Source organism: Variimorphobacter sp. HTMS_6 (assembly GCF_059717775.1).
Genome location: NZ_AP046094.1, coordinates 1,994,877 through 2,021,604, shown reverse-complemented (window position 1 = coordinate 2,021,604; position 26,728 = coordinate 1,994,877). Strand labels below are relative to the sequence as shown.

Below are 26,728 nucleotides of genomic sequence, written 5' to 3'. Positions count from 1 at the left end.
TCACGATGAGTGAAAAGAAAAAACAGAGTACAAAGAAGCAGGGTGCAAAAAAGCAAAATAATATCCCGGTTAAAAAAGTAGAGAGAAGTCATAAATCGGATAATGGTACAGCAAAAGCAGGAAAGAAAACATTTTCTTATGAGAACAGCTATGAGGAGTTCGAGGATCTGGACTATGAATTAATGGATAAACTGAATAAGGGCAGATTGATCAAGGGCAGCCATAAGAAGAGCCAGGGGGCGGCCACTAGTGCAGAGAAAACCTCTGCGGGTACAAAGACTTCGATTCGTGAGAAAGTAAGCCGCGGTAACAAGGAAGGCGCAAACCACAGTAATAGGGGAATCGGAAATCGTAGTGATAAGGAAACCGTTAATCATAGAGATAGAGGAACTGATAATCGTAGAAACAGGGAAACCGGCGACATGCCGGGTAAAAGTAGAAGCAAAAGATTTTTGAAACCCGGAGAATGTCCCTACATCAGACAATGTGGTGGCTGTAATATATTAAAGAAAAGTTATGAAGAGGAATTAAAGGATAAGCAGAAGCTAGTAGAAGGCCTTATCTCCAAGTACTGCAAGGTGGAACCAATTATCGGTATGAAGAACCCAAGAAATTATCGCAATAAGGTTCATGTGGTATTTGATCATGACCGTAAGGGGAATCCGGTATCCGGAGTATACGAAGAAGGATCCCACCGTGTAGTTCCGATAGAGCAATGCTGTATTCACAATGAAAAAGCGGATGCAATTATCGCAACGATTCGAGGAATGCTAAAATCCTTCAAGATCAAGACCTATGACGAGGATAGCGGTTACGGTCTACTTCGTCATGTACTAATCCGCACCGGTTATTCCAGCGGTGAGGTCATGGTAGTATTGGTACTGTCTTCTTCGATTCTTCCATCCAAGAATAATTTCGTTAAGGCGCTTAGAGCGAAGCATCCTGAGATTACAACCGTAGTTATTAATGTAAATGACAAACAGACAAGCATGGTACTTGGTGACAGGGAACAGGTAATCTATGGCAAAGGATTTATTGAAGACAGCCTATGTAATAAGGTGTTCCGCCTTTCGCCAAAGTCCTTCTATCAGGTAAATCCGGCTCAGACCGAAGTACTTTATAAAAAGGCAATCAAACTGGCAGAGCTCTCAGGTGATGAGACCGTTATTGATGCATATTGCGGAATCGGTACAATCGGTATTATCGCTTCCGATCATGTAAAGAAGGTAATCGGCGTGGAACTGAATAAAGACGCTGTCAAGGATGCGAATATTAATGCAAAGAGAAATGACGCCAAGAACATAGAGTTCTATAGTAATGATGCGGGTGTATTCATGAGCCAGATGGCAGAGCAACAGGAAAGCGCAGATGTGGTATTCATGGACCCTCCGAGAAGCGGAAGCACCGAACAGTTTATGGATGCGGTGGTACAGTTAAAGCCGAAGAAGGTGGTTTACATCTCCTGCAATCCGGTTACGCTGGAAAGAGATTTGCAGTATATTACGAAGAAGGGTTATAAGGCTGTGAAGGCAGTGCCGGTGGATATGTTCCCTTGGACGGGGCATGTGGAGGTAATAACTCTGTTGCAGAAAGCCTGAGGCAGAAGTGCAGAAAAGTTATGCCAATTTGACATATCATAACGGATAAGTAAATAATACAGAATTAAAGTAGGCATTAGCGTGATTGTACCGTAGGGTAAATATACGTTAATGTCTTTTCTTTTTTACATAAAGACGATTTGTTACAGATAACATGCATGTTATTACACTTATACTGATATTGATTATGAATTTGATACAATTTATTTCGAAAGGAGAAGCAGAGATTCGCTATTAACAAATGTGCTAAGATATATGAATCATGGTGAATACACATAACTATATTTTACATATTTGTGAGCAGATAGGTTTGAAGGCACTTTAATCCGAATAAATACCTGCGAGCAAGTCAATGGCAGGTGTTAAATGAAAAAGGTCAGAAGAATTGAAGTACCTAAGAAGCAAGTAGAGAGCAGAAAATTAAAAGTAGCAGCATATTGCAGGGTTAGTACCAAATATGAGAGCCAGAAATCCAGTATAGATCTGCAGATAGAATATTATACAAAATATATTGAGGAACAGGCGGATTGGGAATTTGCAGGAATTTTTATGGATTATGGCAGCAGATGCAGAATTAAGGGCAGAGAGAATTTTCAAACAATGATTCAGAAAGCACTGAATGGAGAAATAGATTTCGTTATAACGAAATCTATCAGTAGGTTTTCTGGAAATACTGTTGATATGTTGCAGACAATCAGAAAACTAAAAGAAAGAGGAATAGCAGTATGGTTTGAAAAAGAAGACTTAAGAAGTACAGATGATGTTGCAGAAAAAATAATTACTATATACGCAGCATTTGCACAGGAGGAGGTACGGAATATGAGTGAAAATATTGCATGGGGTTTCCAAAGTAGATTTGAACAGGGCATAACATTGAATAATTACAAGAATTTTTATGGATACGACGTTATTGATGGAGAAATGGTTATCAATAAAGAGCAGGCTGAGGTTGTAAGAAATATATTTGAGTGGTATCTGGCGGGTTTATCTCTGAGGCAGATAAAGAACAGGTTGGAATCTATGAGAATTAAAACGGCTACCGGTAATAACGTGTGGCATGAGAAAGTTATACTTGGAATGCTCAGTAATGAAAAATATATGGGAGACAGTATGCTTCAGAAGTCTTATACACAGGATTATCTGAGTGGTAAGCGAGAAAAGAATGACGGACAAAGAACCAGATACTATGTGTATGATACTCATATGGGTATCATTTCAAAGGAGAAGTTCTTTAAAACTGCTTGTGAAATAAAGCATAGAAAAAGATCCATTAAAAACAGTGATGGAAATATAGAGACAAGTGGAAAGAAATATAACGGACAGAATTTGTTGGCCAATATTCTGGTCTGTGAAGAATGCGGTGCTTCATTCAGGAGACGTACAGAGCGAGGGAAAGTAGTATACAGGTGTGCTACAAGAATGGATAAAGGACGAGAAGCATGTGAATGTTCACCTACAATTGAGGAAACCTGGATTAAAGAAGAACTCAGAAAGAGGATTTGTGATGGAGAGTATGAAGAAGAAAAAGTGAGAAAGATGGTTCAAGAGGTTAGAGTTGGAAAAGACAAAGTGCTTAGGATTGAAAGGAAATAGATTGAAGTTAGAAAATAATGAATTAAAATTTGTGAATCGAATCTATGCCGGGAGATCATTTCTGATCTGGCTATTCAGCAAGGAGATATAGAACCCATGGAATTCCCTGTGGCAACCAGTGAAGAGATGGAGGCACTCTGAGATATGGAAGAAGAGGCAGTAATGCAGGCTGAGATTAGAATGTTGTAATTTGTAATATAACCAATTAAATGGATATTTTTTCTTGTATTACGCCTCTCCTAAGAGTACAATAGGAATAACAATGTTGTTGATACTGTACTCCAATTTTTAAGGTGAAAAGCATTTAGGGGGTGGCGCATGACAGAATATACAAAAGTATCAGAAATTTTACCTAATAATAAGGTTTCATTAATTGTAAATAGAACTAATTCTGAAATACTTTACGATATAATGAAATTTCAACCGTCAGCTGTTTTATCATACAGCGCTGACAGAGGTATATTTTGTGATGATGAAAAATACTTTCAAAAAGTGAACAGTTTTTTTGAACTAGTCATAAACAAGCAACCTGCACTAGTTTTAACACCAGAAGGATCTATACCATTTAAGATAATGGAAGAAATTGTGAATAACAAACAAAAATGGCCAGAGATGGCAAAGCTTTGGTGTTTATGCATGTCGGGAATAAGTAAAAATGATTTTATTAACTTCATAAGTTTCTTGAATGGTAAAGAAGACATAAATATAAATATTGAGGATAATATCAATTATCGTACACACGTGAATTCTTTATTTTATCTATTTCGTTTGGATGCCAATACACTGGCAATAGTTATTCAATTGAAAAATAATCATATGGCTGATAGAGGAATTGAGCATGAAGCTGATGACTTATCAAAAGGTAATACAATATATATTTTTGATCTCAATGGTGGAGTAGATACTAAAAATGTTCTGGTGACTTTAATTTGTGCTGATGCGATTCAACTTTCTATGTCAGAATTGATCACAAGTCTTAAGTATAAACACCCATTAGTGGTGAATGCACAATGTAATTCAAAGCCTTTTGATTATAGATTTGTTGGAAACAGAAGTTTTATTTCCAGTGATCAAAGCATAAGTAAACAAAGGCAGATTGTAGTCAACTGGGCAAAAGGAACAAAAATTGATAAGGCGTTTACAATTAGTGACTCAGGAAATACATATTATAATTATTTAGGAGTGAGTGGACATTCTCATCTAAAAAGCATCTGTTCTGATCAAGAAGTTTTTATGCATAGAATGAAGAATCAGATTAAAGGATGTACTTACTTTGCAAACGAAAATATGAATATATGGAGATTTCCGAATAATGAAAACATATTAAAATTTTACGTTAAAAAAGAAGAGGTCTTTGGTGTTAATTCAACATTATCCTCGGATTTTGATCCAGTGGTTAAAGAGAAGTATAAATACGAGAAGGATGAATGGGTACAAAACGAAAAGTATTGCCTTCGTATGGAAGAAGATAAGTCATCACAATTTTATATGTCAGATAATAAACTGTTGAGACCACTTTTTTTTCAACAGTGCAAAGACAATACTTGTAACGATAAATGTATTTGGTTGTATAATGATTATTTTTTGAGTATTTGTTTGGGCGGGGAGTTAAAAAATGAGTTGAAATGTGATGGCGAAATCTCGAATAGAGCATTAATCGCGATGAATGATGATAGTGTTGAAAGAACCTCTAAGAAAAGAGAACTTTTTTCAACATTAGTAAAACTTCTTGAAACAAATGAAATTCCTGATGAACTGAATGTTTTTTCCAACAATGTGAAATTTGAAATTGATTGTAATGCAGCCGAATGTGGAAGTAATAATATTTATAATGTAGCCGTTAACATAGTTCCAGAAGAATTTTCAAATTGGTCAATAAAAAAAGGTATATTTGCAGTGATCGATGCAACGCAAATAGAAACAGTAGAAAAAGTATATAGCGCTCTTTATCAGTCAACAAACGTAGATAACAGAGATCAAATCTTACTTTATTACAGAAAAGATGGTAAATACATTCCATATAAGAAACCGCATGAGTCAAAAAGTATAGTACCTTCAAATAGCACATTTACTCGAAATACCACTTCGATTTTTATTGGAGGAAGTCAATATGAACAAGATTAATGAAATATTAGTTCAGTTAAAATATGAATATAAAGTTGAAACAAAATTATTTATGAATAACTATATTGAAATTTATACAACATATAAATATTTAAACAATGAAAATAAGAAAATTGTGGCTAAATATTTAGTGATAAATTGTTTGGATATTCAATTTGATTTATTAATAAAAAATTTTGACTTTTTTCAAAAAAATATAATAGCGGATATTTTTTATTCACATCGTGACGATATTAGGTGGAATATTTATGCGTTTATTATGGTTGAGAATAAGAATATGATTTCAAGTGAAGGCTATGAAATTGAAAAGGATGAGAATTATGCTCGTAAGTTTATTTTTGAAATAGATGATTTAAAAGATTTTTTGGAATATGGTTTTTTTGGACAGGTAAATTCGAAAATGAAAACCAGCATAAAAACCAATTTTGTCTTAGAATGGGATAATTATTTAAATGAACACTCGTTAAATGGATGTATACATAATAAAATGAATTCAAATAGTATAGAAGAATATATTGTTAATGCAAAGCCAATCAGACCGATTGGCAGACCAATTATGAACCAAACATCTTCTTCAAGTGAGGATATGTTTGTTATTCAGCAAATAAACAAATTACATTTTTCTAATTATCGAACACACTGTTTTAATAGCGAATTCACATACTCGCCAAGCCTAGTAAATTTAATATCTGGATCTAATGGGAGCGGCAAGTCTTCTATATGTGAAGCAATAGCACTAGGAATGAGTGGTATTAGTAAGTCAGATGATGTTATTAAAGTAATTTGTGAAAATAGCAAGGGTGATGAAGTGGTATTGTCATCGAAAAAAACAGCTAAAGATAGTAGAGAATTGGATTTAACTTGGTACGGAACCACAACAACGGGATCTAAATCAAGATTAATTGAAAACTTTGCAATCTTTAATTATATGCAACCCAATGCTATATACAATAATAATAGAGATTTAAATGAGTTATTGCAAAACTTAATTTATGGAGAAGAAACGACTCAATCTTGGAAAAATATTCAAAACTATTATGAGAAATTTAACACACTAAAAAGAACTTGGAAAAATCAAAAGCAAGAATTAAAAAATGAAGTTGTAGAGATGGAGAAAAAGATAGCAGGAGTGAATTTAGAAGAGCTATCGTTTGAAACATTATTTGATGACAAATTTAATTTCTTATCAGAAATTCCAGTCGGATATAAATTAAATGAGAAGCTTAGCATGCTTGATTCACTACAATACAGCGTTTCTAGATTAGATAAAGACGTATTTGCATTAGAGGTAAAAACTTTTAGAGATATTCTGAAGAAATTTAATAATCTTGTGTTGAAAAAAGATGAAATTCAAATTGATAAAGAGAAAATCGAAAATCAAGAGAAAGAGATTAGTAATATAAAAATTAAAAAAAGTTTAAATCTAAGCCGATATGATAAGCTAGTTAAATTAAAAACTGAATATGAAGAAATTGGTAGAAATTATGCAACAATAGACTATATAACTATTGATAGCCAAAGCGAGCGTGATAAGTTGATATCTGAATATCATGACAAGAAATCAAAATGCAATAAATTGAAATCTATTCTTAATGAATTCGAAAAATTAAGATATTATGAAGGGAAAAGTGACCCTGGAATCGATGCAATGTGCAAGGAAGCCTCCCTGAGCTATCAAAATTTGCTTAAAAACCATGATGAAGTAAAACAAAGTTTAAGCGAGAAACAAAATAGTAGTGATTTAACAAAAAAAATATTGACAGATATCTTCAGATTTGCAAAAGATTATCAATTATTGCATAAAGATAATTCTAAATGTCCTTTATGTGGAAATGATTTTATGAATTCTGCTGGTTTAGAAGAAGCAATCAATAATACAGCTATACTTAACAGTAATTTTGATAGTGAGATGGAGATAATTATTTTACAGGAGCAAGAATTAAGTAAAAAGATTCAAGACAAAAAGTCCGAGTTAAAAAATATGGAAATTAGAAGGATAAAGAATAATGAAATAAATGATTTTATTGAACAGCTTGGAAAAATAGACATTAAATTAAATGTAACTGACGTAATAAATTTATTTAAGAACTGTGATGAAATAGTAAATTCAATTGAAGACTTTCTTTCAAAAAATAAAAGGAAAATTGAGATTATAAATGAGATAGAGACAAAAGACATTTATTTTGAATTTAATAAGCAATTCGTTATAAACTCTTTTTCAACATATTTAAAGAATAAACAAGAGAGTACTGAGGCTGAAATGTTCGAAAATCTTCAAGAAAAGAGTTGGATAGAGAAAGAATTGTCAAGATTAGAAGCAGACCTAGTGACAAAAGAATTAACTAATAAACGCTATGAGGAAATTAATGTAGAATTTTCTTTGTACAAAGAGCTAGTATCATGTGTAAATGATATAAAATCTGTTTTTAAAACTATTGAAGATATCTTTGATATTAAAGAGTGGTGCGTATCATTTTATAATTTAAAGAAAGTATTTGAAGAAAATTTGAAGAGAGAAAAGGATGATATCTATAAAAAATCTTTACTTAATGATTTTAATAAGAAGAAAGAAGAACTTTTTATAGCTGAAGCGAGATTAGAAAGGTGCGAAAGGGCTATAAAAGCATTTGAAGGTTTGTCTTCACTGGAAGATAATATGTCACAATTTATAATGGAAAATGCAAAACGAATTGAGCGAATCTTTAAAATGATTCATAGACCAGAGGAATTTACTGATTTGATTATAGAAGATGGTACGATAAAGTTTGTACGTAAATCAACAAAAGAGACTATTGATATTAGCAATGTTAGTACAGGTCAAGCATTGTCACTAGTATTTGCAGTGACACTATGTCTGCATTTCTCGGCCAAAAATGCACCTAACTTTTTGATGTTTGATGAGCCGGTAGCAAACTTGGATGATGTACATATTATGAATTTAGTTGATATGCTCAAAGAAATATCACTAATGGGAGTTCAATTATTCATCACAACCGCAAATGATCAGGTGGCAACTTATTTTAGGAGAAAATTTAGTTGCCTTACTGACGACTTTAAACATCTTGATATAAGGCGAACAGATGAAAAACCCTCAATATTTACAGAAAAAATATATTCACCTTACAAAGAAGCGGCAAATAGTATAAGATTGGTTGCTGTGTAGGATAAAAAAAGACTACCTTGGAGGAACTTTTTATGAGTATTGAAAATCTTATATATAATTGTTGCGGAGCTGAATACTGGGAAAAAATATATCAACTTGTATGGGTGAAGGCATCCAGGCATAAACGAGCATCGATAGATATGCCCATTCCGCATATTTGATTGAAACTGGATCTATGAATATGCGGAAATACTGCTCCAAAAACAAATAAATAACATACCGAATCTAAATATAAGGATCTGAGGAATGATAAAGGAATCAGCAATTAATAAATTGTTTTGAATATTATATGGCGTGAAAGGCGGAGTGAATTTTGGGTCTCAGTAATTTCAATATAGATGAATATGTGGAAAGTAGACTTTTGGTTTTAGACTGCGAAGAACTTACTATTGAGCAGATGGATGATTTTTTAAACAAAAAGGATACATTTGCAAGAAATGTAAGAAACCTTTTAACGCACTTTGAAAAAGATGATTATTTAGAGCGCTTCTCTTTTAAGGCAGATATTTTTAAGTATTTCCCAATTAGCTCTTTTAATGATGTTGAAATTGGTTTGTTTTTAGATCATATATTCAATTTAAAAAACAACAATAGAATGATTGGTAATAAGTTGATAGCTAATATCAATAAAATTTCTATTGATAACAAAGATTCAAGTATCGATGATAAATGGAGGAAATTTGACTTTTTCTACATCAATAAACCTGAAGCAAGCAATTTTCCGGAAAAACTCAACTCTTATAAATATATGCATAGAGAAATTATCCGAAGAAGGCCCCAAAATGTAAAAGAAATGATATCAAATATGAGATGTCAAATTGAGGAGTTGGAAATCGAGAATAATTCTACCAATCTTGAATTTGCAATTGACTTAGTACAAGATGCTATTTTGCAAATGATTAATTATTGGGTAATTACAATTCCTGACTTACAAGAAAGCATTAAAATTAAAATAGTAACTAAAATCGAATCCTTTCTTATTGATTTTGAAAGTGGCTTAAATCAAAACTTCTTTAAGAAAAGATGCGAGGTTCTGTTTGATGAAGCAATAGCCATCTTCATTTCCATATTGGCACAGAGAAATAACTTTGGAGAGTATATTTCTGTTATTGAATTGTTGGAAGATGAAGAAAATGAAGATTCAGCATTTTTTAATCCTGTCCCTAATGCATATAAAGTTAATAAATATAGTGATATTCCTATAGAGCAGCATAAGGAAATAATCTTAGAAGGAATTACAATTGACGAATACCGAGATAAACTCGATAAGACAAAAGAAACTATTGAGTTATTCGCTATGTATGGTGGGCGAATAGCAAATCCTGAGAACATATTAGATATTAAAGTGTACTTTAGGGAGATTTACTTGAGCAATTCAAAATATAAAAGAAAAGCATCAACAATTGTAAGGAGATTTCTGGAAGAATATAAAGAGAGTGGTGATGCTAATTCTTATGAAAAAGCTTCAGAGTACTTATTTCTTCGAGAGAAAATTAGTCGTGGATATTATAGGGAAACCAGTAGTTTACAATTATACAATTTAAAAAATAAGCTACAGAAAAAACTTTACCATATTTTGATGGATACTATGTTGTGTTATGATTTTTTAACTACATTAAAGTATTTAGAACAACTATTTGAAGGGATTACCCCCTTGTGTTTTAGTGGAATTGATGACATATTGGAACATCATAATCACCAAAGGATTTTTTAAAAAAAGCATTCCGTGACATAAAAAATTTTCATGTGTAAAATGTAATTATAAATATTAGATTGGAGGTTTATTTATGTCGATAAAAGGTGAGAATAAAGCGAAAATCACCAACTTCTTTCAAGCGTTAGGCGTCTCTGTTATAAATTTAGATGATAACAACATGCTGATTGATGATACTTACCAAATTAGTAAAGGTAATCTTTGGTGGACAAACCTTAAAACTTTGGAGAAGGGACAAGGGTATTCAATTTTACTTAGTCGCTATAAAAAGTGATGTGATAGCAAAAAAAGTCTGTATGTTAGGAGTTGATTGCAATGGAAAAGAGTAAAATAATTAGCATATCAAATCATAAAAAGAAAAAGAACAAAGCAAAGCAAAACTGTAACAAGAGCTATGAGGAAGTGATTAGTGAAACATATGCTGATCAGTTAGCTGATGAGTTTAAAAATCTTTTAGAAAAAGAACGAGAAGCATATAATCCGGAAAGGAGAAAATGAGATGAGTGCAGCAAAGCAAATTTTATCAGGCTTAGAAAACGTAATTAAAGAGGCAACTAAAGTGGGATATAAGAAAGGTGCTGAAACTGTTTTAGATCAGTTTGCACCACACGCTGGTCGGGCTCTGAAAAAGGGCGATGGTTCAGTAATGAAAACATTCAATGAAATAAAAAGAACAATAAAAAAGCTTTAGTTCATAACGCAATCCATCGGAATGGTGTACTGTAATTTCGATCTGGAGTCTATGCAATTTACTTATATTTGTAAGGAAAATATAAGTGGGGTCTGGGTTCACCCCCAGACTCTTTTTTAGAGGGATTAGATTTTCATTCGTAAGTGCTTAATATGGGGTAGACAAATATAAAATGTCATTTGGTCTTCAAAGAGTGGTAATTGAGTTTCGAAAAAATGATCTCAATGATCCATTTTGAGAAAAATACCCCCTCCGCCAAGGAACCAGTGGGTCTTCACGGCATCATTATTGTATACTCAAGGCATGTGGAGACGTGCTGCTTGCTATATAAACGCTAGACAGATTGAAATTGAAGAATTTTGAATGATAAAAAATATGTTCCCCTTCACAGAAAAATAGCTTACCCTTGAGAAGGGGGACATGAGAAAAATATAGTCATATTGCTCTGACTAGGACATGATGAGACGTTAATAATGATGACGAATTGAGGTTTTGATGGCAAGAAATAGAGTTAACCTCAATATGTTATGGTTTTGGAGAAATAAACAAGAATCGGGCCTGAAAAGATGCGTTATTCAGCCCGATTCTTTAGCGTTTTTATTGATGACAAAAGGGTTTGGTGGGATGTACACTCCCCCAAAATAGCATATAATTTGGTGATACAACGAATTCAATGTATTACAACTCAAACTAACATTAAATCTAAAAATGAATTTATCAAACCAGTTGGATCATCAAAGCCCTTTTCAGATTCCAGGTGACCTGCAGAATTAAGTTCAACAAGACCAATAATAAATGCAGATCCCATTGCTGTTAATTGTTTAGGTGATTTACTGACAGTATGTTTTTGACCATGTGCTTTTTCAAAGCAGTTATAAATGATTCTAAATAATTCAAAAGCTGAGGTGTGTAGATTTTCATACTGATTCTTATCCCATTGCTTTATGAACATTAATTGATAATGTTCATAATTTTTTATACTAAAATCATAAAAAGTATATAACATTTTAGAAAAAAGCGTTCGGGAATCGTCTATTTCTTCAATTGATTTATGAAAATGACTTATTAGCATATCAAAATCTTCAGTTACGATAGCAGCAAGCAAATCATCCTTATTTTTAAAATGTCTATAAACAGCGCTTCTGGATAAATTCATTTCTTTTCCGAGATCACGCATACTGACGGAGTTAATGCCATTGGTGTCAATCATTTGTCTGGTGACATCAAGCAGCTTTTGTTTTGTATCATTTTTATTGACCATATTAACCTCATTTCTGTCTTTATTCTTTATTTATTTTACTATTGTATGTTGACACTGTCAACAGTTTGAGATATATTTATCTTAAGTTGACGGTGTCAACATATTAGATAGTAATTCAGATAAAAAGGAGTGAAATCATGTTAAAAGAAATGAATTCAAGTAAAAAAACCATTATTATAACCGGGGGGAACTCAGGATTGGGCTACGCATGCGCCAAAAATATTGCCAAAGCCGATAAAAATAATCATGTTATACTCGCTTGCCGTAATGCTATTAAAGCAAACGAAGCGGTAAATGCATTAATCAGAGAAACTAAGAACACCAATATAACATCGCTGGAACTCGATCTTGAGTCCTTGGAATCTGTAAGAACCTTTGTAACAAAATTCCTAAATTCTGAGTATCCACCCCTATATGCTTTGGTTTGCAACGCAGGATTAATTATGGTTGATAAAACTTATTATACGAAGGATGGATTTGAAAGTACCTTTGGAATTAATCATCTTGGACATTTCCTACTCGCCAATCTTCTTCTCGGAATAATGAATGACTCCGGCCGGATCGTCTTTGTCAGCAGCGGGACTCACGATCCAGCGCAAAAGACAATCGTCGCTCCGCCTGTCTATGAGAACGCGAGGCTGTTAGCCTATCCTAAGAAAATGAGTCAAAACGAAAGCATGATTAAAGTTGGTCAGTGTCGTTATTCAACTTCAAAATTATGCAATATCTATTGTGCCTATGAACTCGCTGAAAAAATACAGAAAGAAACGGACAAAAGTATCACAGTTAACGCCTTTAATCCGGGTCAGATGCCGGGCACGGGGTTTTCCCGCACGTTTCCGCCTATAATGAAACTCTTACTTAAATATATACTTCCAGTATTAGTTTCGTTTAATAAAAATGCCACCACTGCCGAAACGTCAGGTAAGGCATTAGCTTCTCTTGTTTTGAATCCTGAACTGAATGAAACTACAGGGAAATATTTTGACGGTATAAAGGAAATTAAATCATCAGAGCTTTCCTATAACATAAAAAATAGGAAAGATTTGTGGAGGACAAGTGTTGAATTGACAAAACTGAGCAAGACAGAAACGATATTAAGCTTAAACTGAAAGTCGCCTGGTATTTTTATGACGTGAAATGGCAATAACAATCGTATTAAGCATTCGTAAAATTCCTAAATTCAAATATAAGTTGGTGTTATAAATGTGATATGGGGACTACTATATTGAGTAATGCGTGGATGTACTTGGCTCAGGAATTTCCTGAGCCAATAATGATTATAAAAATATTTAGGATTGCTGATTTGGGAAATGGATATACCAGATAAATGGAAATTTCAAAAATTTTTGAATGGTTTTGGTTTGAATGGAAGCTAAGTACAAGGGCTAAGTAAATCTGTAAATCTTAATGGTTGGCACTCCGATAGTAGTTTCCTTATTATTCTTATATTCATAGTATTATGTCTTTGCTCTCCAGCAATCTTATAGACATGAAAATCCGGCTTTTTTCGTCACCATTATCTAACTTGATTCCCGTTATCTCTTTTATTTTCCCTATCCGGTAGAACAAGGTGTTTCTGTGGATATTCAGTGCTTTTGCGGCCTCAGCCGGTGCGGATGAGAAATATATATATTGTTTTAATGTGTTAAGAAGAGAAGAGCCATTTTCCCTGTCATAATTTATTAGCAATATAACAGCCGGATGGCAGATATCCATGGGATCATACCTGTTGAATATCATATCGGAAATAATATACAAGGTACATTCGTCAAAACAGGTACAATGTGAGTGTCTCTTCTGGCCAATCTCAAGAGCGTCAAGTGCATAGTGATATTGCTTCTTTGCTTCCGAAAGAGAGGAAAATTTCTGGCTGATTCCTACATATAAATTGTTTTCTTCTATGAATTTGGAAAAAGTACCGTTTTGGGAATTAAACAACGTTTCATAGAGAATTTCGTCAACAAACGCAACAATAGCAGAGTGATAGATGATACGCTGCCCCACCGGAATATAAGACTTTAATCTTTGGAAAACAACGGATACTTTACTGTCGAATGCTTCCTGCATACTGCTGCAGATAACTAAAATGTATATGAAATTCGACCTGATCCAATTTAGGTTTGATTTCATACCATGGAGAAATGTATTATCGTCCGTTTTGCCCTCAATAAGGTCGGAAAGAATATAAGCAGGGTTATGATTGTTATCAAGGTTTAAGAGAATATTCCGTTGAAGTTGGGCAGCTAATAGAGCACGAAGTTTTTCAAGCAGCATATAATCTGTTTCCTGAAAGGCTATACCCCCTTCATGAATAATAAAACTGGCCACCTCAATGATGTCTATTCTTACAGAAGCAAGAAGCATTCCTTGGAACAAGGGCTTATCCTTCCGGCTAAAATACAAAATTGGTTTTTTATCTTCCGGTGAATGGTTAGAGTAAATTAAATCTTCGGAAGCTTTGCTGAGGTATTGGCTGCCGTTATCGCTATATTCAAACTGAAATACACTACTTGCATCAAAGGAAGCGGCAAGAACCTTGAAGCTTGAATCATACAGCATCAAAGGACGGCCGAAAATCTTTCTTACTTTATCTATCAGCGTTTGCAAACTCTTATTTGCGAAAAATACATCAGAGAGTTCTTGCATATATAACGCAACTTTTATGTTTGAATCGTCTATTTCCATTGAATCATGATCAAAATTCATAAAAACCTCCTTAATTGTGCAATAGTCCAATCACAGGTACAATTTATTCAAAAACATTAAATCTGTGTACATTGTAGAAGCACCTATAGTGTAATATTATATTTATTATCAGTCAAGCAATACATGTAGCTGAAACTGTACGATAGCACAGTTATAAAAAATTTAGGAGGTATAATTATGGCATCAACTGCAATAATGAATGCAAATATTTTCAATGGAACCAATATCTTAAAGACAGGTACGGTAGTCTTTGAAGATGGTTTAATTACGGACAAAACAAGTGGTGAAATTACCATTGACGGCACCGGCTGTACGCTTCTCCCGGGCCTTATCGACTCACATGTTCATCTTGACTCACTGCAGGATTTAGAAGCAGCGGCGCATTGCGGTGTGACCACAATGTTGGATATGGCAACCAGGTCTGCTACTGCTCTCGATGCATTAAGAAACCAGCCCAGTTTACCAAGTATCGAGAGCTGCTATCTGCCGGCGTTTCCACCGAACAGTGATGTTCGCACTAAGATGGGATATCCGGATAATGCAGAAATAAAGAGCAAACAAGAAGCCATTCAGTTTGTTAATGAACAGATTTCCTCAGGTGCAGCTTATATAAAGATCCTTTTAGAGGAGCAGGGAGTTAGTGGTGGGGCTGAATTTCCACTCGAATTTATCATTGCCATAGTTGAAGAAGCCCACCGTCAGCATAAACATGTGGTTGCTCATGCTGTTTCTCCAATATCCTATAAAGTCGCCATAGAGGCTGGTGTGGATGTTTTAACGCACATTCCTTTTGCAATACCCTTGCCGCAGCCTATTATAGATGCGATGGCTGCTAAGGGGTGCGTATCGGTGCCGACAATGGGGATGATGAAAGGCATTGTTGAATCAGTCAAAAAGCAAAATCCCCAGGTACCGTTTCACTACGAATTTGTACGGCAGTCGGTTGCGGCAATTCACAAAGCAGGTATTAATATCCTGGCCGGCACAGATTCCAACAATGACCCAACAGCTCCTTGTGCAATACCGCACGGTTTTGGTTTGCAGGCAGAGCTTTCATACATGGTTGACGCTGGTATGACCCCAGTTGAAGCACTGCAAAGTGCAACAAGCAAACCTGCGGATTATTTTGGACTCAAAGACAGAGGTATTATTGTTGCCGGACGAAGAGCTGATTTACTCCTTGTGGAAGGTGATCCCACGACGGATATTCAGGCAATAAAGAATGTCAAAGGAGTCTGGATTAGTGGAAAAGCAGTAATATAAAAAATAGAAAGTAGGTGTCATTATGCTATTTAGCAAACCAGAAACAAATACAGTCGAAGTCATCCTTGATAAATTCGCCGTTAAGGAACTGATAGAATTTGAACGCTTCTGCCGTGATAATGCATTATGGGAACAGTTGAAGGAATGTTATGCGGAAGATGCAAAAGTAACGATTTCCTGGTATAAGGGCGATGGATATGGCTTTGTCGAGGCATCCAGTAAAATGAAAACTGTTGCACCGCACAAGCTCTATAATACCCTTGTCTGGCTCAATGGTAAGCGAGCGGTTGCAGTATGCATGGCGTGTATACAGACCAGAAAAGAGATTGATGGCATTCCAATGGATTTATCATCGTATGTCCGACTTGTTTATACGGCTTTTAAGGAGGAGGATATATGGAAAATCGCTTCACTGGATGCAATATATGAAAAGGATAGCCTTGTACCGGTTTCACCTGCATCGGTACATCCCTCCAATGCCTATCGACCCAGTTATGCGCTGTTAACAAGTATGATAGAGAGTGAGGATCATACCATAGACCAGGAACTGCCGGGAGATGACCGCCCTGCGTTGCGGGAAGCATTGCTTTCTAAGGTCGAGAAATGGCTGAATAATGATTAAGGTAACTGCATAAAACCTACAGAGTGTAAACTTACTTACCATAAAAGATACACCTTAAATACTACTCTGAAATTCACCATGTTCAAAACTGTTTCGCAAAGCTTTTATATCTTTAAGCGGTGGCTGTCCAAATAGCCGCTTATATTCCCTAGTAAATTGAGAGGAGCTTTCATAACCGACTTCCATGGCTGCAGTAGTAACATCCATCGACTCACTTAGCATGAGTCGTCTTGCTTCATGAAGACGAAGCTCTTTCTGATATTGTAAGGGGCTCATGGCAGTTACAGCTTTGAACTTATGGTGCAGTCCTGATACACTCATATTATTTGATTTTGCTAGATCTTCCACGGTAAAGGAATGGGTATAATTTTCCTTGATCCATTCGATAGCTTTACCGATTCCAGTTGCTTGCTGGTCAGCAAGCAACTGTTGAAAAAACAAGTATCCATACTCTCCAGTCAATAGATGATAAATCATTTCACGCTTAATAAGCTCCGATAAAAAATAAATATCTTTAGGTCGATCTATTAGCTTCAAAAGTCTAATAAATAAATCCAACAGTTCCTCATCTGATTTCCCTACAAATGTACCTAAATAAAGTTTCTTATTCTTTATGTCAAATTCAATATGAGCATCCATCACCACAGAAGCAATTTCGCTTGTAGTAAAATCAATACGCAGACTAATGCAAGGTAACTCTTTTGATGCACCTATCACTTGTACGGATAAAGGCATATCAATAATAGACGCTGCGAAATCACCTGCATTAAATTGTATCGTCTCCTCTCCGAAATGAAACTCCTTTCTTCCTTGAAGAATAATACTAAATGCAGGTTTCATAACTCCGGGAGTGATAGGAATTTCATGACTGTGCCTGGTAAACGAAAAAAATGGGATTATTGTTTTGGTATTTCCATCCGTTTTCTCTATCCTCTCTGTCATATCAATTATAGAATGCAATGCCTTTTGCTTAATAAGATTACTTTCTTCAAATAATACTTCTTCTTTTGATTTTTCATTTTGTTCTAGCATATATTTATCACCCAGCCTTTATTCTTAAACTATTTGCTGATAATTTCCACATCTTACTTCGTTTCTATAATTCAATGATAATAGCTTTTAAAACTATAGTAAATATTATATCAAAAATCAATCTATTTCTCATTAATTCATTGAATTAATCCTTTGCAGAATTAGGCAAGTTTTAAATATTATTGTTATATAATGTTTTTATCTTTCATGTGATAATATGGTTGTCAAACTTGATGTTTAAACTATTAAATCATATAAGAAAGAGGTATAGAGAAATGAGACAAAAAACTTGGTTTATAACTGGTATTAACAGTGGATTCGGACGTCATATGACGGAACAACTTCTTAAGAGGGGCGATAAAGTTGCTGGTACTGTTCGCAATATGAATTCAGTAGATGACCTTAAGGATAAATACGGTGCTCTTCTTCAAGTGGCTCATCTTGACGTTACAGATACAACAGCCATTTATGAGGTTGTCGGTCAAGCCTTCCAGGAACTTGGGAAAATCGATGTTATTGTAAGCAACGCTGGTTATGGCCTTATTGGTGCAGCGGAAGAATTAACTATTGACCAAATCTCTCATCAGATTAACACCAATCTTCTTGGATCTATTCATTTGATTAGAGCTTCCTTACCGTATCTACGTGCTCAAGGAGAAGGGCATATCATTCAGCTCTCATCATCGGCAGGCCAAACTGCATTCTCTGGAGGGTCACTCTACCATGCAACGAAATGGGGAATTGAAGGCTTCTGCGAAGCAGTAAGACAGGAAATCGCTCCTTTTAACATAAGCCTTACAATAGTGGAGCCAAGCGGAGCACGTACGAATTTTACACATCATAGTATAGTATTGGGTCAAAAGCTAGAGGCCTACTCGATTTCTCAAGCACATAATGCAAGACGCGGTTTTGAAGATAGTTCGATCGTTCCTAGTGGTGATCCTGCTAGAATGGTCAAAGTCATGATTGACAGTGCTGACCAAAAGCCGGCACCAATAAGAATTGCTCTTGGTAGTGGAGCTTATAATACAATCCATCAATCACTTTCAAATCGTCTTGAAGAACTTGAAGCACAAAAAGAACTTGCATTTTCCACTGATTTCACTGCTAATGAATAAAATGTAGAAGATAGGAGAGGTCATTAACATCTATATTAAAAATGAGCATAGAAAATAAAAGGAAATTAATAGGTCGCTAATAAGGATCTGGAATAGAACTTGACTATATAAGGAGGACTAACTATACTAAATTGGAGAGTAAAACATTGAAATCTAGGTTTTTCTCATAGTACTTGGCAAAGATGATCCTTGGATACAATTACATACAAGGAGACGAATTTCTTTGTATATAAAGTATGAAAGGTGGTTTGGTAATGAAAGTTCTCATAGTCGGCTATTTTACTGAAATTTCAAAATTGAATATTGTAAGAAGTTTTCCAAAAGAATGGAACATCGTAATTGTTCCGCCAGGGGAAGAAATGCTGCATCATATTGAAGATTGTCAAGTTATCATACCTGAACATGTGAAGATTGACCGCGATCTTCTTTCAAAAGCAAAGCAATTAAAATTAGTACAGACTGGTGCTGGATATGATAATGTAGATATTGATGCCTGCACGCAACTCGGCATTTGGGCGGCCAATGCGGCAGGAGTAAATGCTCAGGCAGTGGCCGAACACGTAATGGCATTAATATTGTCTTATTATAAAAACATACCTTTTCTTGATACTTTCATGAAAAGCAAGATAGATCAAAATCAATTGTACTATACTGGAAGTGAGTTAAGCGGCAAAACGATCGGAATTATTGGCTATGGTGCTATTGGTAAAAAAGTAGCCGAGTTTTGCAAAGTCTTTGATATGAATGTGCTGGTTTATGCAAGACATGCTGTTGCACAGTCTGATGGGATTGCTCAAATAACTAATTTTGATGATCTTATAAGCACATCAGATATTGTAACAGTACATACAGCCTTGAATCCTCAAACCAAAAAGCTAATTGACAAAGAAGTATTCAAGAAAATGAAGAATACAGCACTATTTATCAATACCGCTCGTGGTGGAATTGTAAATGAAAAGGACTTAATAGATGCTTTGAAAAACGGAGAAATTTCGGGAGCATGCCTTGATGTGTTTGAAACGGAACCTCTTCCAATCGATAGTGAGCTTCGTAATCTGAATAATGTGTTACTTACACCTCATACAGCAGGCATGCCTGACGGACTCAAATTCCATAAAAAGAGATATGATTTCTTTGTGCATAATATAAAACGTGTACAAAATGGCAAAGAACCTGAAAGCAAGCTCAATCAGTTATCATAGGCATTTTGTTATATACATTATCTAAAATGGTCTTAAGTAAATTATCGGAGGGCTAGAAATGAACAAGATTATTAAGATTAGGAAGGAAGAGCAAGCAGATTATGAGAGAGTGGAAGAAATCACAAGGAGTGCTTTTTGGAATCTGTATATTCCGGGGTGTAATGAACATTATTTAGTTCATATTATGCGCTCTCACAAAGACTTTCTTCCGGAGTTGGATCTAGTGATTGAGGTTGATAATCAGGTCATCGGAAATATTATGTATACGAAAGCACGACTAATTGAAGAGTCTGGGGATGAAAAAGATATCCTTACTTTCGGTCCTGTATGTATTTTGCCGGAATATCAGAGAATGGGCTATGGCAAAAAACTAATTGAGTACTCCTTTGAACAAGCGTCTGCACTAGGTTATGATACAATTGTAATATTTGGGAATCCGAATAATTATGTTAGTCGTGGTTTTAAGAGTTGCAAAAGGTACAATGTCTGTCTTGAAAATGGTACATTTCCGTCACCAATGATGGTAAAAGAACTCAAATCAGGTGTCTTGGACGGAAGAAAGTGGGTTTACTGTCAGAGTCCTGTATTTGAGTTAGATGAACAAGAAGTTGAGCGCTTTGACGCTGTTTTGGAGAGCTTGGAGAAACAATATCAGCCAAGTCAGGAAGAATTTTATATTCACAGTCATTCCATTATGCAATGAGTTTCATTTGGTGGTATATGGATAAGCGACAACGTTCGATTTGTTAGTGGATTGATGAGTAATCGATAACCCTAATGTCCCCTTATATGTCAGAAATAAATATCTGATATATAAGGGGATTTTTTATGCTTAAAATTACGCCTTAATAAATGGGGTATAATTCCAATTGTCTCGATAGAATATCTTTATTAAAAAACCGCCGTTTTTAAATTCCCGCCTTAAGCGGTTATGTTCTACACAGGCAGCAAGCCCTTACAGTTTGCTTATAGAAATCTTTAGCTAACTTGTTAGGAGCACTTTCTTAGAAAAAACTTTTTATTCAAACTATAAATTCCAAACCAGCCGAGCAATAATAACACCTCTGCCAGAATAACAAGCCATAATACCTGCGTGTACCCTCCAATAATGCAGAATATAGTATTAACCAGAGGAATACCCAGGAAAGTAAACATGATTGGAAAATCTTTTTTGTAATTCAAAGAGCTAACAAACCGACGATCCCAGAACTTAACGAAGGCTATCACTAAAACTCCCACTGTAATTACAGAAAGTGCAATCAACATTACCCATTGCATATTAGAAGTTCTGGGGAAAAATGGTCCCATAAAATTAAAGAAATTGGATAAAGGTGAAACCAAACAAACGAGAGAAAGAATGGAAGCCAATATCGGATATAAATAACCAACTAGAGTACTATAGCCTTTCTTTTTATGCCACCATTCACCGATTAATATAAAGGCTGTCCAGTATCCGGCTATATAAATCCATCCAGTAAAATTCATAACAGGTTCCCCATATATAACAGGTTCACCAGGGATCGGGTAATAACTCCACCTGCCAATGATTCCTTCCGAAGTCTGAAAAATCTGTTTTACTGCGACTGGATCCAGTGAAAAGTCAAAAATCATAGCACAAAGTCCAGTAATGAATGGTTTCGTCCATGACGGTATATTTATCGTCTTCAAAACACGTAACGTTGAGTAAACGATAAGAAATTCGATAATTGGAACAGTTAATGGTATGTTGAAAATCATTAGGATACTACGCCCATATGCGTAAAAACCTTCATTTCCCAAAAGTCCCATAGATACCGCAACATTTTCAAAGGCTGCGGCGTAGAAAAAGACAAAACCTATGAATTGCATTAATACAATCTTTGGACGCTCTTCGTTTTGAATGATATAGAAGACCATTAATGCGGCAATGATTAGAACTAAAATATCTTGAAAAATCCATACAGGAACTATCGTTATATTTCCCATTGTTTGTACCTCCAGTTAAAATTATGATTGAGTTGAACGTTCAAATATATTATAATTACACAGTGTTAGTTAATCAACAGGCAGTTCGATAACATTACGTTCGATATCTTACAAATCAGATAAGATTTGTTCGTTCACTAAATTGTTTAGGGAGGGTAGTGTGTAAAATCATAGATTTTTCACACGCAAATTTGTGCCTGCGGCCCAAAGTTTGCAGGCTATGTAGAAAGGCATGGTTATTATTATGGCATACGAAATGGCAGACCACAGAGTGAGATATACAAAGATGATTATAAAAAACAGTTTACTGGAACTGATGAAAGAGCATCCTATCAGCAAAGTTACAGTGACAGATATTTGCAAGAAAGCAAACATAAATCGTAATACTTTTTATTCACATTATGCGAATCAGTTTGAACTTCTTTCAAATATTGAAGATGAGTTATATGAAGAGATCAAACAGGTTGCGGAACGTACTTTGAACTCTGAAACTTATGGAAAACTATCATATGAAATTTGCAAGTATATAAAAGCAAATAGCAATATATGTGGAGTATTATTTTCAGAGAATGGAAATAAAGAAGTATTAGAACGTATTCTTTATATTAGCCACGAATTAAATATTGAGAAATGGAAGAAGGAAGAAAAGTATATTGATCAAAAGTTATTCAATAATTGGTATACATTTACCGCATATGGCACGATAGCCGTAATAGAAAAGTGGGTCAATAGCGGTATGAAGGAAAGTCCCAGTAAAATTGCAGCTTTTATTGATAAAGCGACAGAAGCAGTATCGAAAGATTTTTATTAATGAGCCATTTACATCATTATTCCATAACCTGTTTTTCTCAAGCTTGATGATTCGCACTTAGTGGAAGGTTTCGGTGTTTGGGAGCCTATTTTAATACTTTCACAAGCAAAAGATCACCTCTTACTTTCAAAAACTCACCTCTTAAGTGACAGCTATTTACATTCTAACAATTACCAATATAATGTAATTATTGTAATGAGGTTGGAATAGCATCAAAGAATGATAGGAATTGTATTTCAGAATTCCATTCTCTAATAAAAACTTTTAAAGGGAGAGAAAGAATGGCAAAGACTATATTAAAGACCAATAAGCTCAATAAGAGCTTTAAGTCAGGTACGCAGGAACAGCAGGTATTAAAAAATCTTGATATCGAGTTTTATGAAGGTGATTACACAGTTATTATGGGTTCATCGGGTGCGGGTAAATCCACCTTACTTTATGCATTATCCGGGATGGATCGACCGTCAAGCGGAGCCGTTCACTTTTTTGACGCCGATATTGCTAATTTAAACAACGATAAGTTGGCTGTATTTCGTAGGAAAAACTGTGGCTTTGTATTTCAGCAAATGTTCTTATTAGAAAATATGAGTGTTTTAGATAATATATTGGCAAGCGGTCTTTTGGTTAGTGGAGACAAAAAGTCTATTATTGCAAATGCGAAAGAAATGCTGCAAAAGGTTGGTTTAACTGAAATGATATGGAGAAAGTTCCCGACCCAGCTTTCGGGTGGAGAAAATCAACGTGCCGCAATTGTTCGTGCTTTGATAAATAAACCCAGGGTTGTTTTTGCTGATGAACCAACCGGAGCATTGAATTCTGCATCGGGAAATGCGGTGCTGGATGTTTTGACTGATATCAATAATGAGGGTCAAAACATTATTATGGTTACACATGATTTACGTTCTGCCAGACGTGGAAACCGAATCATTTATATAAAAGATGGTGTAATCAGCGGTGAATGCAATTTGGGTAAATATGTGAGTGGAGATAAAACACGACATGAAAAGCTCAAAGCCTTCCTTTCTGAAATGGGGTGGTAATGTGAAGAAATTATGGATGCAAGCAATTGCGAATATACGTAAAACAAAATCTTCCTCTGCGACTTTGGTGATCATGTTTCTCATTGCGGCACTTCTTTTAAACGCAGGACTTTTGGTTGTAATCAACTATGGCAGTTATTTTAGCAATCTAAAAGAGGAACTTAAATCATCGGACGCATATTTTGCATTACCGGATAAGATATATAAAGATGAGGTTAAAACTTATATTGATAAAAATGAACATGTAAAGCAAACACAAACGTTGGAAGGTCTACTGCTTGATGCAAAAATTTTATCCAAAGGGGAGGATAAATCCTTTCCGATCATGTTCACTAATATGGATGAAAAAAGAGATATAAGCAAGTGGAAATTCGTTGGTGAACATTTGAAGGCCGAAGATATGTCTGTTTATATTCCGGATATTTTCAAAGCGGTCAGCGGCTATCAGTTAAATGACAAAATTGTTCTTAAATATACCGATGAAGAAACAAAAGAAGATAAATCGATGACTTTTATCGTAAAAGGTTATACCGAAGATGTCTACTTTAGTTCTACAGACACCGGATATATCAGCTTTTATCTTCCGAAAGATACTTATCAGAAGGTAAAAGGCATTTTAAATAAACCCGAATACCTCACTCATGTAGTATTTACGAATGTAGATGATGTGAAAAACGTACCATCCATTGAAAACGGAATTCGTGATTTACTTGATTTAAATTCAGCTTCGTTAATGGCAGCTGATCCGTCTACCATGCTTGTTACTATTGATGTAGAACTGATTCAGATGGCTCGTTGTATGATGGCAACCATGGTTTCGGCGATGATGGTGATTTTTGCAGCGATTATTGTGATTGTATGTTTGCTGGTCGTTCGATTCAGAATTGTAAACAGCATTGAAGAAGATATCATGAAGATTGGTTCCTTAAAATCCGTCGGTTATACAAGTAAGCAAATAATTCTCTCTGTCATACTCCAGTTTTCTTTGATTGCGGGTATTGGAAGTCTTATTGGGATTGCTCTTTCTTACCCTACATTACCAGCAGTCTCCTCAGTGTTTGAGCAACAATCAGGGCTTAAATGGGAACAAGGTTTTGATGCCGGCATCAGTGGGATAGCATTCTTAATATTACTATTGATTGTTACTTTCATAGCATTCATAGCAGCACGTCATATCAGTAAGTTGAGTCCTATTCATGCACTCCGTGGGGAAACCACTGCTCGCAAGTATAAAAGAAATCACTTGCAGCTAGAAAAGGCTAATCGCAATTTGCCGATTGCTTTAGCATTGAAATCTGTATTACAAAGTATGAAACAAAATGTAATGATAATTGTTATTCTTATTGCAGTTACATTCAGCGGAGTATTTGGCGTGATTATGTATTACAATACAACAATTGATACAAAAGCTTTTGCTGAGGTTCCAGGTATGGAAATTTGCAATGCAATTGCGGTGCTTAATCCGGAGAAAGATCAAGCAGAAGCAGTAAAAACCATCAAAAATATGGACGATGTTTGGAAGGTACAGTATTTAGACGAAGTGAAAATAAAAGTCGATGGTATGGAAGTTGCAGCTTATGTAATGGATAACTATGATAAAAAAGAGACAAAACTGGTGTATGAAGGAAGATACCCGAAAAATAAAAATGAAATCACTCTTGCCGGAATATTAGCAGGAAGACTGAATAAAACCATTGGTGATAAGGTTACTGTTGGTTTTGGAGAAAATAAGGAAAAATTTAATGTAGTTGGTTTATCAAACGGTTCTCAGATGGGCGGACTGAACACCTCCATTCTTACAAAAGACTATGGAAGGCTGAACAAAAATTTTAAACACCAATCCTTATATATTTATTTAGATAAAGGAACGGATGCCGAAAAATTCGTTACCAAATTAGAGAGTAAATTTGATAAGAGCATGTTACTTACTGCTGTAAATTTCGATAAAGGAATGGCAGAGGGGATGGCATCCTATCAGAAGGTAGTAGCCGCAATGGGGCTAGCAATGCTAGTTATTACCCTGCTTGTAGTTACTTTAGTATTATATTTTGTTATCAGCTCCTCAGTAATTCGCAAAAAACGGGAGCTTGGAATTCAAAAAGCAATAGGCTTTACCACTTATCAATTAATGAATCAGCTTTCCATCAGCTTTACAATTCCAATCACTATAGGTGCTGTAATAGGAACGCTTCTAGGAGCATTTTATACAAACCCGATGATGTCACTTTCCATGAAAAGCATGGGTGTAATGAAAGCTGGATTTATTGTAGATCCATATTGGATAGTTTCGTTTGGAGTTGCAACCGTTGTGTTTTCTTACCTATTATCCATGCTGATTACTTGGAGAATACGTAAAATTTCCGCGTATTCATTAGTTACAGAATAAATAATAATAATAATAGTAGTAGAGGGTCTCCAAGTGTTGGAAAATCTGCAAGTAAATGAAAGCGGAGGTTCGGTACTAGGAAACCCTCCTTTTTATGTTTGTTGTGCATCAAAGCATTCTTTAGAAGCAATAAGTGATGCCCCAAGACTGGAATTAAAAAGTTTTGGAATTCAGGTGACTGTGCTTGAACATGAATCTATCGTAATTGACAGTCTGATTTTTAAATGTTAAAATTAATTTGTATTATCCGGTTGGCAGTTTATTAAACTGTTTCAAGTTTTGAGCTTAAAGGGTGGAGAGCTTCGTTATTGAAGTTCTCTTTTTTTATTACCGAAAAATACTTTTTAATACATTTGATAATAGAAAAGAGGCGAAAAAATGTCAATATCTGAAACGATTCTTGTTGCTTTATTTGTTATGGTAGTAGTGTTTATTG

General features: G+C 34.9%; 22 protein-coding genes and 1 other annotated feature. Of the genes, 18 read left to right on the top strand and 4 right to left on the bottom strand.

Annotated elements, in window-relative coordinates; all coding sequences use genetic code 11:
* Positions 1-5: 5 nt before the first annotated feature.
* From rlmD to AC6IWN_RS09105, 8 genes are all read left to right on the top strand, one after another.
* Positions 6-1,598 (top strand): 23S rRNA (uracil(1939)-C(5))-methyltransferase RlmD, encoded by a 1,593-nt coding sequence (gene rlmD / locus AC6IWN_RS09140; protein WP_497992070.1) that lies wholly within the window; start codon positions 6-8, stop codon positions 1,596-1,598.
* Positions 1,599-1,964: 366 nt separating this feature from the next.
* Positions 1,965-3,191, top strand: coding sequence for a recombinase family protein (locus tag AC6IWN_RS09135; protein ID WP_497992069.1), 1,227 nt, complete (start codon positions 1,965-1,967; stop codon positions 3,189-3,191).
* 318 nt (positions 3,192-3,509) lie between these two features.
* Positions 3,510-5,315, top strand: coding sequence for a hypothetical protein (locus AC6IWN_RS09130; RefSeq protein WP_497992068.1), 1,806 nt, complete (start codon positions 3,510-3,512; stop codon positions 5,313-5,315).
* On the top strand, positions 5,302-8,478 hold the full coding sequence (locus tag AC6IWN_RS09125; RefSeq protein ID WP_497992067.1) for an AAA family ATPase: 3,177 nt from the start codon (positions 5,302-5,304) through the stop codon (positions 8,476-8,478). Before AC6IWN_RS09130 ends, AC6IWN_RS09125 begins: the two co-directional genes overlap by 14 nt.
* Before the next feature lie 313 nt (positions 8,479-8,791).
* Complete coding sequence (locus AC6IWN_RS09120) at positions 8,792-10,192, top strand: hypothetical protein (protein ID WP_497992066.1); 1,401 nt, start codon at positions 8,792-8,794, stop codon at positions 10,190-10,192.
* 73 nt (positions 10,193-10,265) lie between these two features.
* Positions 10,266-10,466, top strand: coding sequence for a hypothetical protein (locus tag AC6IWN_RS09115; protein ID WP_497992065.1), 201 nt, complete (start codon positions 10,266-10,268; stop codon positions 10,464-10,466).
* 41 nt (positions 10,467-10,507) lie between these two features.
* Positions 10,508-10,690, top strand: a complete 183-nt coding sequence (locus tag AC6IWN_RS09110) for a hypothetical protein (protein WP_497992064.1) — start codon at positions 10,508-10,510, stop codon at positions 10,688-10,690.
* 1 nt (position 10,691) lies between these two features.
* On the top strand, positions 10,692-10,883 hold the full coding sequence (locus AC6IWN_RS09105; RefSeq protein ID WP_497992063.1) for a hypothetical protein: 192 nt from the start codon (positions 10,692-10,694) through the stop codon (positions 10,881-10,883).
* Positions 10,884-11,568: 685 nt separating this feature from the next.
* Here the strand turns inward: AC6IWN_RS09105 and AC6IWN_RS09100 are convergent.
* Positions 11,569-12,144, bottom strand: a complete 576-nt coding sequence (locus AC6IWN_RS09100) for a TetR/AcrR family transcriptional regulator (protein WP_497992062.1) — start codon at positions 12,142-12,144, stop codon at positions 11,569-11,571.
* A gap of 137 nt (positions 12,145-12,281) precedes the next feature.
* Here AC6IWN_RS09100 and AC6IWN_RS09095 point away from each other — a divergent pair, with 137 nt between their 5' ends.
* The gene (locus AC6IWN_RS09095) at positions 12,282-13,256 is read left to right on the top strand and encodes an SDR family NAD(P)-dependent oxidoreductase (protein ID WP_497992061.1); all 975 of its coding nucleotides are present in this window, start codon (positions 12,282-12,284) and stop codon (positions 13,254-13,256) included.
* A gap of 340 nt (positions 13,257-13,596) precedes the next feature.
* Here AC6IWN_RS09095 and AC6IWN_RS09090 read toward each other — a convergent pair whose 3' ends face one another.
* Positions 13,597-14,853, bottom strand: a complete 1,257-nt coding sequence (locus AC6IWN_RS09090; RefSeq protein ID WP_497992060.1) for a PucR family transcriptional regulator — start codon at positions 14,851-14,853, stop codon at positions 13,597-13,599.
* Between the two features lie 177 nt (positions 14,854-15,030).
* Here AC6IWN_RS09090 and AC6IWN_RS09085 point away from each other — a divergent pair, with 177 nt between their 5' ends.
* Together AC6IWN_RS09085 and AC6IWN_RS09080 are read left to right on the top strand one after the other, a co-directional pair.
* A complete protein-coding gene (locus AC6IWN_RS09085; RefSeq protein ID WP_497992059.1) occupies positions 15,031-16,116 on the top strand; it encodes an amidohydrolase family protein in 1,086 nt (361 codons plus the stop codon).
* Positions 16,117-16,138: 22 nt separating this feature from the next.
* Positions 16,139-16,738 carry a nuclear transport factor 2 family protein gene (locus AC6IWN_RS09080; protein WP_497992058.1) on the top strand — a complete coding sequence of 200 codons (600 nt, stop codon included), beginning with the start codon at positions 16,139-16,141 and terminating at the stop codon, positions 16,736-16,738.
* Between the two features lie 54 nt (positions 16,739-16,792).
* Here AC6IWN_RS09080 and AC6IWN_RS09075 read toward each other — a convergent pair whose 3' ends face one another.
* Positions 16,793-17,770: an AraC family transcriptional regulator gene (locus AC6IWN_RS09075; protein WP_497992057.1), complete on the bottom strand. Its 978-nt coding sequence runs from the start codon at positions 17,768-17,770 to the stop codon at positions 16,793-16,795.
* Between the two features lie 275 nt (positions 17,771-18,045).
* Here AC6IWN_RS09075 and AC6IWN_RS09070 point away from each other — a divergent pair, with 275 nt between their 5' ends.
* The 3 genes from AC6IWN_RS09070 to AC6IWN_RS09060 all read left to right on the top strand — a co-directional run bounded on the left by AC6IWN_RS09070 (position 18,046) and on the right by AC6IWN_RS09060 (position 20,793).
* On the top strand, positions 18,046-18,888 hold the full coding sequence (locus AC6IWN_RS09070; RefSeq protein ID WP_497992056.1) for an SDR family oxidoreductase: 843 nt from the start codon (positions 18,046-18,048) through the stop codon (positions 18,886-18,888).
* A 254-nt stretch (positions 18,889-19,142) separates the two neighbouring features.
* Positions 19,143-20,090, top strand: a complete 948-nt coding sequence (locus AC6IWN_RS09065; RefSeq protein WP_497992055.1) for an NAD(P)-dependent oxidoreductase — start codon at positions 19,143-19,145, stop codon at positions 20,088-20,090.
* A 67-nt stretch (positions 20,091-20,157) separates the two neighbouring features.
* A complete protein-coding gene (locus AC6IWN_RS09060) occupies positions 20,158-20,793 on the top strand; it encodes a GNAT family N-acetyltransferase (RefSeq protein WP_497992194.1) in 636 nt (211 codons plus the stop codon).
* Positions 20,794-21,080: 287 nt separating this feature from the next.
* On the opposite strand, the gene AC6IWN_RS09055 is transcribed toward AC6IWN_RS09060, so the two are convergent.
* On the bottom strand, positions 21,081-22,055 hold the full coding sequence (locus AC6IWN_RS09055; RefSeq protein ID WP_497992054.1) for a hypothetical protein: 975 nt from the start codon (positions 22,053-22,055) through the stop codon (positions 21,081-21,083).
* Between the two features lie 244 nt (positions 22,056-22,299).
* Between AC6IWN_RS09055 and AC6IWN_RS09050 the strand changes: the two genes are divergently transcribed.
* From AC6IWN_RS09050 to AC6IWN_RS09035, 4 genes are all read left to right on the top strand, one after another.
* Complete coding sequence (locus AC6IWN_RS09050) at positions 22,300-22,866, top strand: TetR/AcrR family transcriptional regulator (RefSeq protein WP_497992053.1); 567 nt, start codon at positions 22,300-22,302, stop codon at positions 22,864-22,866.
* A gap of 281 nt (positions 22,867-23,147) precedes the next feature.
* The gene (locus AC6IWN_RS09045) at positions 23,148-23,906 is read left to right on the top strand and encodes an ABC transporter ATP-binding protein (RefSeq protein ID WP_497992052.1); all 759 of its coding nucleotides are present in this window, start codon (positions 23,148-23,150) and stop codon (positions 23,904-23,906) included.
* Complete coding sequence (locus AC6IWN_RS09040) at positions 23,866-26,292, top strand: ABC transporter permease (RefSeq protein WP_497992051.1); 2,427 nt, start codon at positions 23,866-23,868, stop codon at positions 26,290-26,292. Before AC6IWN_RS09045 ends, AC6IWN_RS09040 begins: the two co-directional genes overlap by 41 nt.
* A 33-nt stretch (positions 26,293-26,325) precedes the next feature.
* A complete protein-coding gene (locus AC6IWN_RS09035) occupies positions 26,326-26,523 on the top strand; it encodes a hypothetical protein (RefSeq protein WP_497992050.1) in 198 nt (65 codons plus the stop codon).
* Between the two features lie 18 nt (positions 26,524-26,541).
* Positions 26,542-26,594: a sequence feature (sodium ion sensor (DUF1646 type); this cis-regulatory element may regulate processes involved in with the transportation of sodium ions), on the top strand.
* The last annotated feature ends 134 nt before the right edge of the window (positions 26,595-26,728 follow it).

Coding starts and splice junctions, on each gene's coding strand:
- AC6IWN_RS09100 (WP_497992062.1), bottom strand. CDS start 12,144: ATGGTCAATAAAAATGATACAAAACAAAAGCTGCTTGATGTCACCAGA.
- AC6IWN_RS09040 (WP_497992051.1), top strand. CDS start 23,866: ATGAAAAGCTCAAAGCCTTCCTTTCTGAAATGGGGTGGTAATGTGAAG.
- AC6IWN_RS09125 (WP_497992067.1), top strand. CDS start 5,302: ATGAACAAGATTAATGAAATATTAGTTCAGTTAAAATATGAATATAAA.
- AC6IWN_RS09070 (WP_497992056.1), top strand. CDS start 18,046: ATGAGACAAAAAACTTGGTTTATAACTGGTATTAACAGTGGATTCGGA.
- rlmD (WP_497992070.1), top strand. CDS start 6: ATGAGTGAAAAGAAAAAACAGAGTACAAAGAAGCAGGGTGCAAAAAAG.
- AC6IWN_RS09085 (WP_497992059.1), top strand. CDS start 15,031: ATGGCATCAACTGCAATAATGAATGCAAATATTTTCAATGGAACCAAT.
- AC6IWN_RS09055 (WP_497992054.1), bottom strand. CDS start 22,055: ATGGGAAATATAACGATAGTTCCTGTATGGATTTTTCAAGATATTTTA.
- AC6IWN_RS09090 (WP_497992060.1), bottom strand. CDS start 14,853: ATGAATTTTGATCATGATTCAATGGAAATAGACGATTCAAACATAAAA.
- AC6IWN_RS09095 (WP_497992061.1), top strand. CDS start 12,282: ATGTTAAAAGAAATGAATTCAAGTAAAAAAACCATTATTATAACCGGG.
- AC6IWN_RS09075 (WP_497992057.1), bottom strand. CDS start 17,770: ATGCTAGAACAAAATGAAAAATCAAAAGAAGAAGTATTATTTGAAGAA.
- AC6IWN_RS09110 (WP_497992064.1), top strand. CDS start 10,508: ATGGAAAAGAGTAAAATAATTAGCATATCAAATCATAAAAAGAAAAAG.
- AC6IWN_RS09050 (WP_497992053.1), top strand. CDS start 22,300: ATGGCATACGAAATGGCAGACCACAGAGTGAGATATACAAAGATGATT.
- AC6IWN_RS09045 (WP_497992052.1), top strand. CDS start 23,148: ATGGCAAAGACTATATTAAAGACCAATAAGCTCAATAAGAGCTTTAAG.
- AC6IWN_RS09105 (WP_497992063.1), top strand. CDS start 10,692: ATGAGTGCAGCAAAGCAAATTTTATCAGGCTTAGAAAACGTAATTAAA.
- AC6IWN_RS09080 (WP_497992058.1), top strand. CDS start 16,139: ATGCTATTTAGCAAACCAGAAACAAATACAGTCGAAGTCATCCTTGAT.
- AC6IWN_RS09065 (WP_497992055.1), top strand. CDS start 19,143: ATGAAAGTTCTCATAGTCGGCTATTTTACTGAAATTTCAAAATTGAAT.
- AC6IWN_RS09115 (WP_497992065.1), top strand. CDS start 10,266: ATGTCGATAAAAGGTGAGAATAAAGCGAAAATCACCAACTTCTTTCAA.
- AC6IWN_RS09130 (WP_497992068.1), top strand. CDS start 3,510: ATGACAGAATATACAAAAGTATCAGAAATTTTACCTAATAATAAGGTT.
- AC6IWN_RS09135 (WP_497992069.1), top strand. CDS start 1,965: ATGAAAAAGGTCAGAAGAATTGAAGTACCTAAGAAGCAAGTAGAGAGC.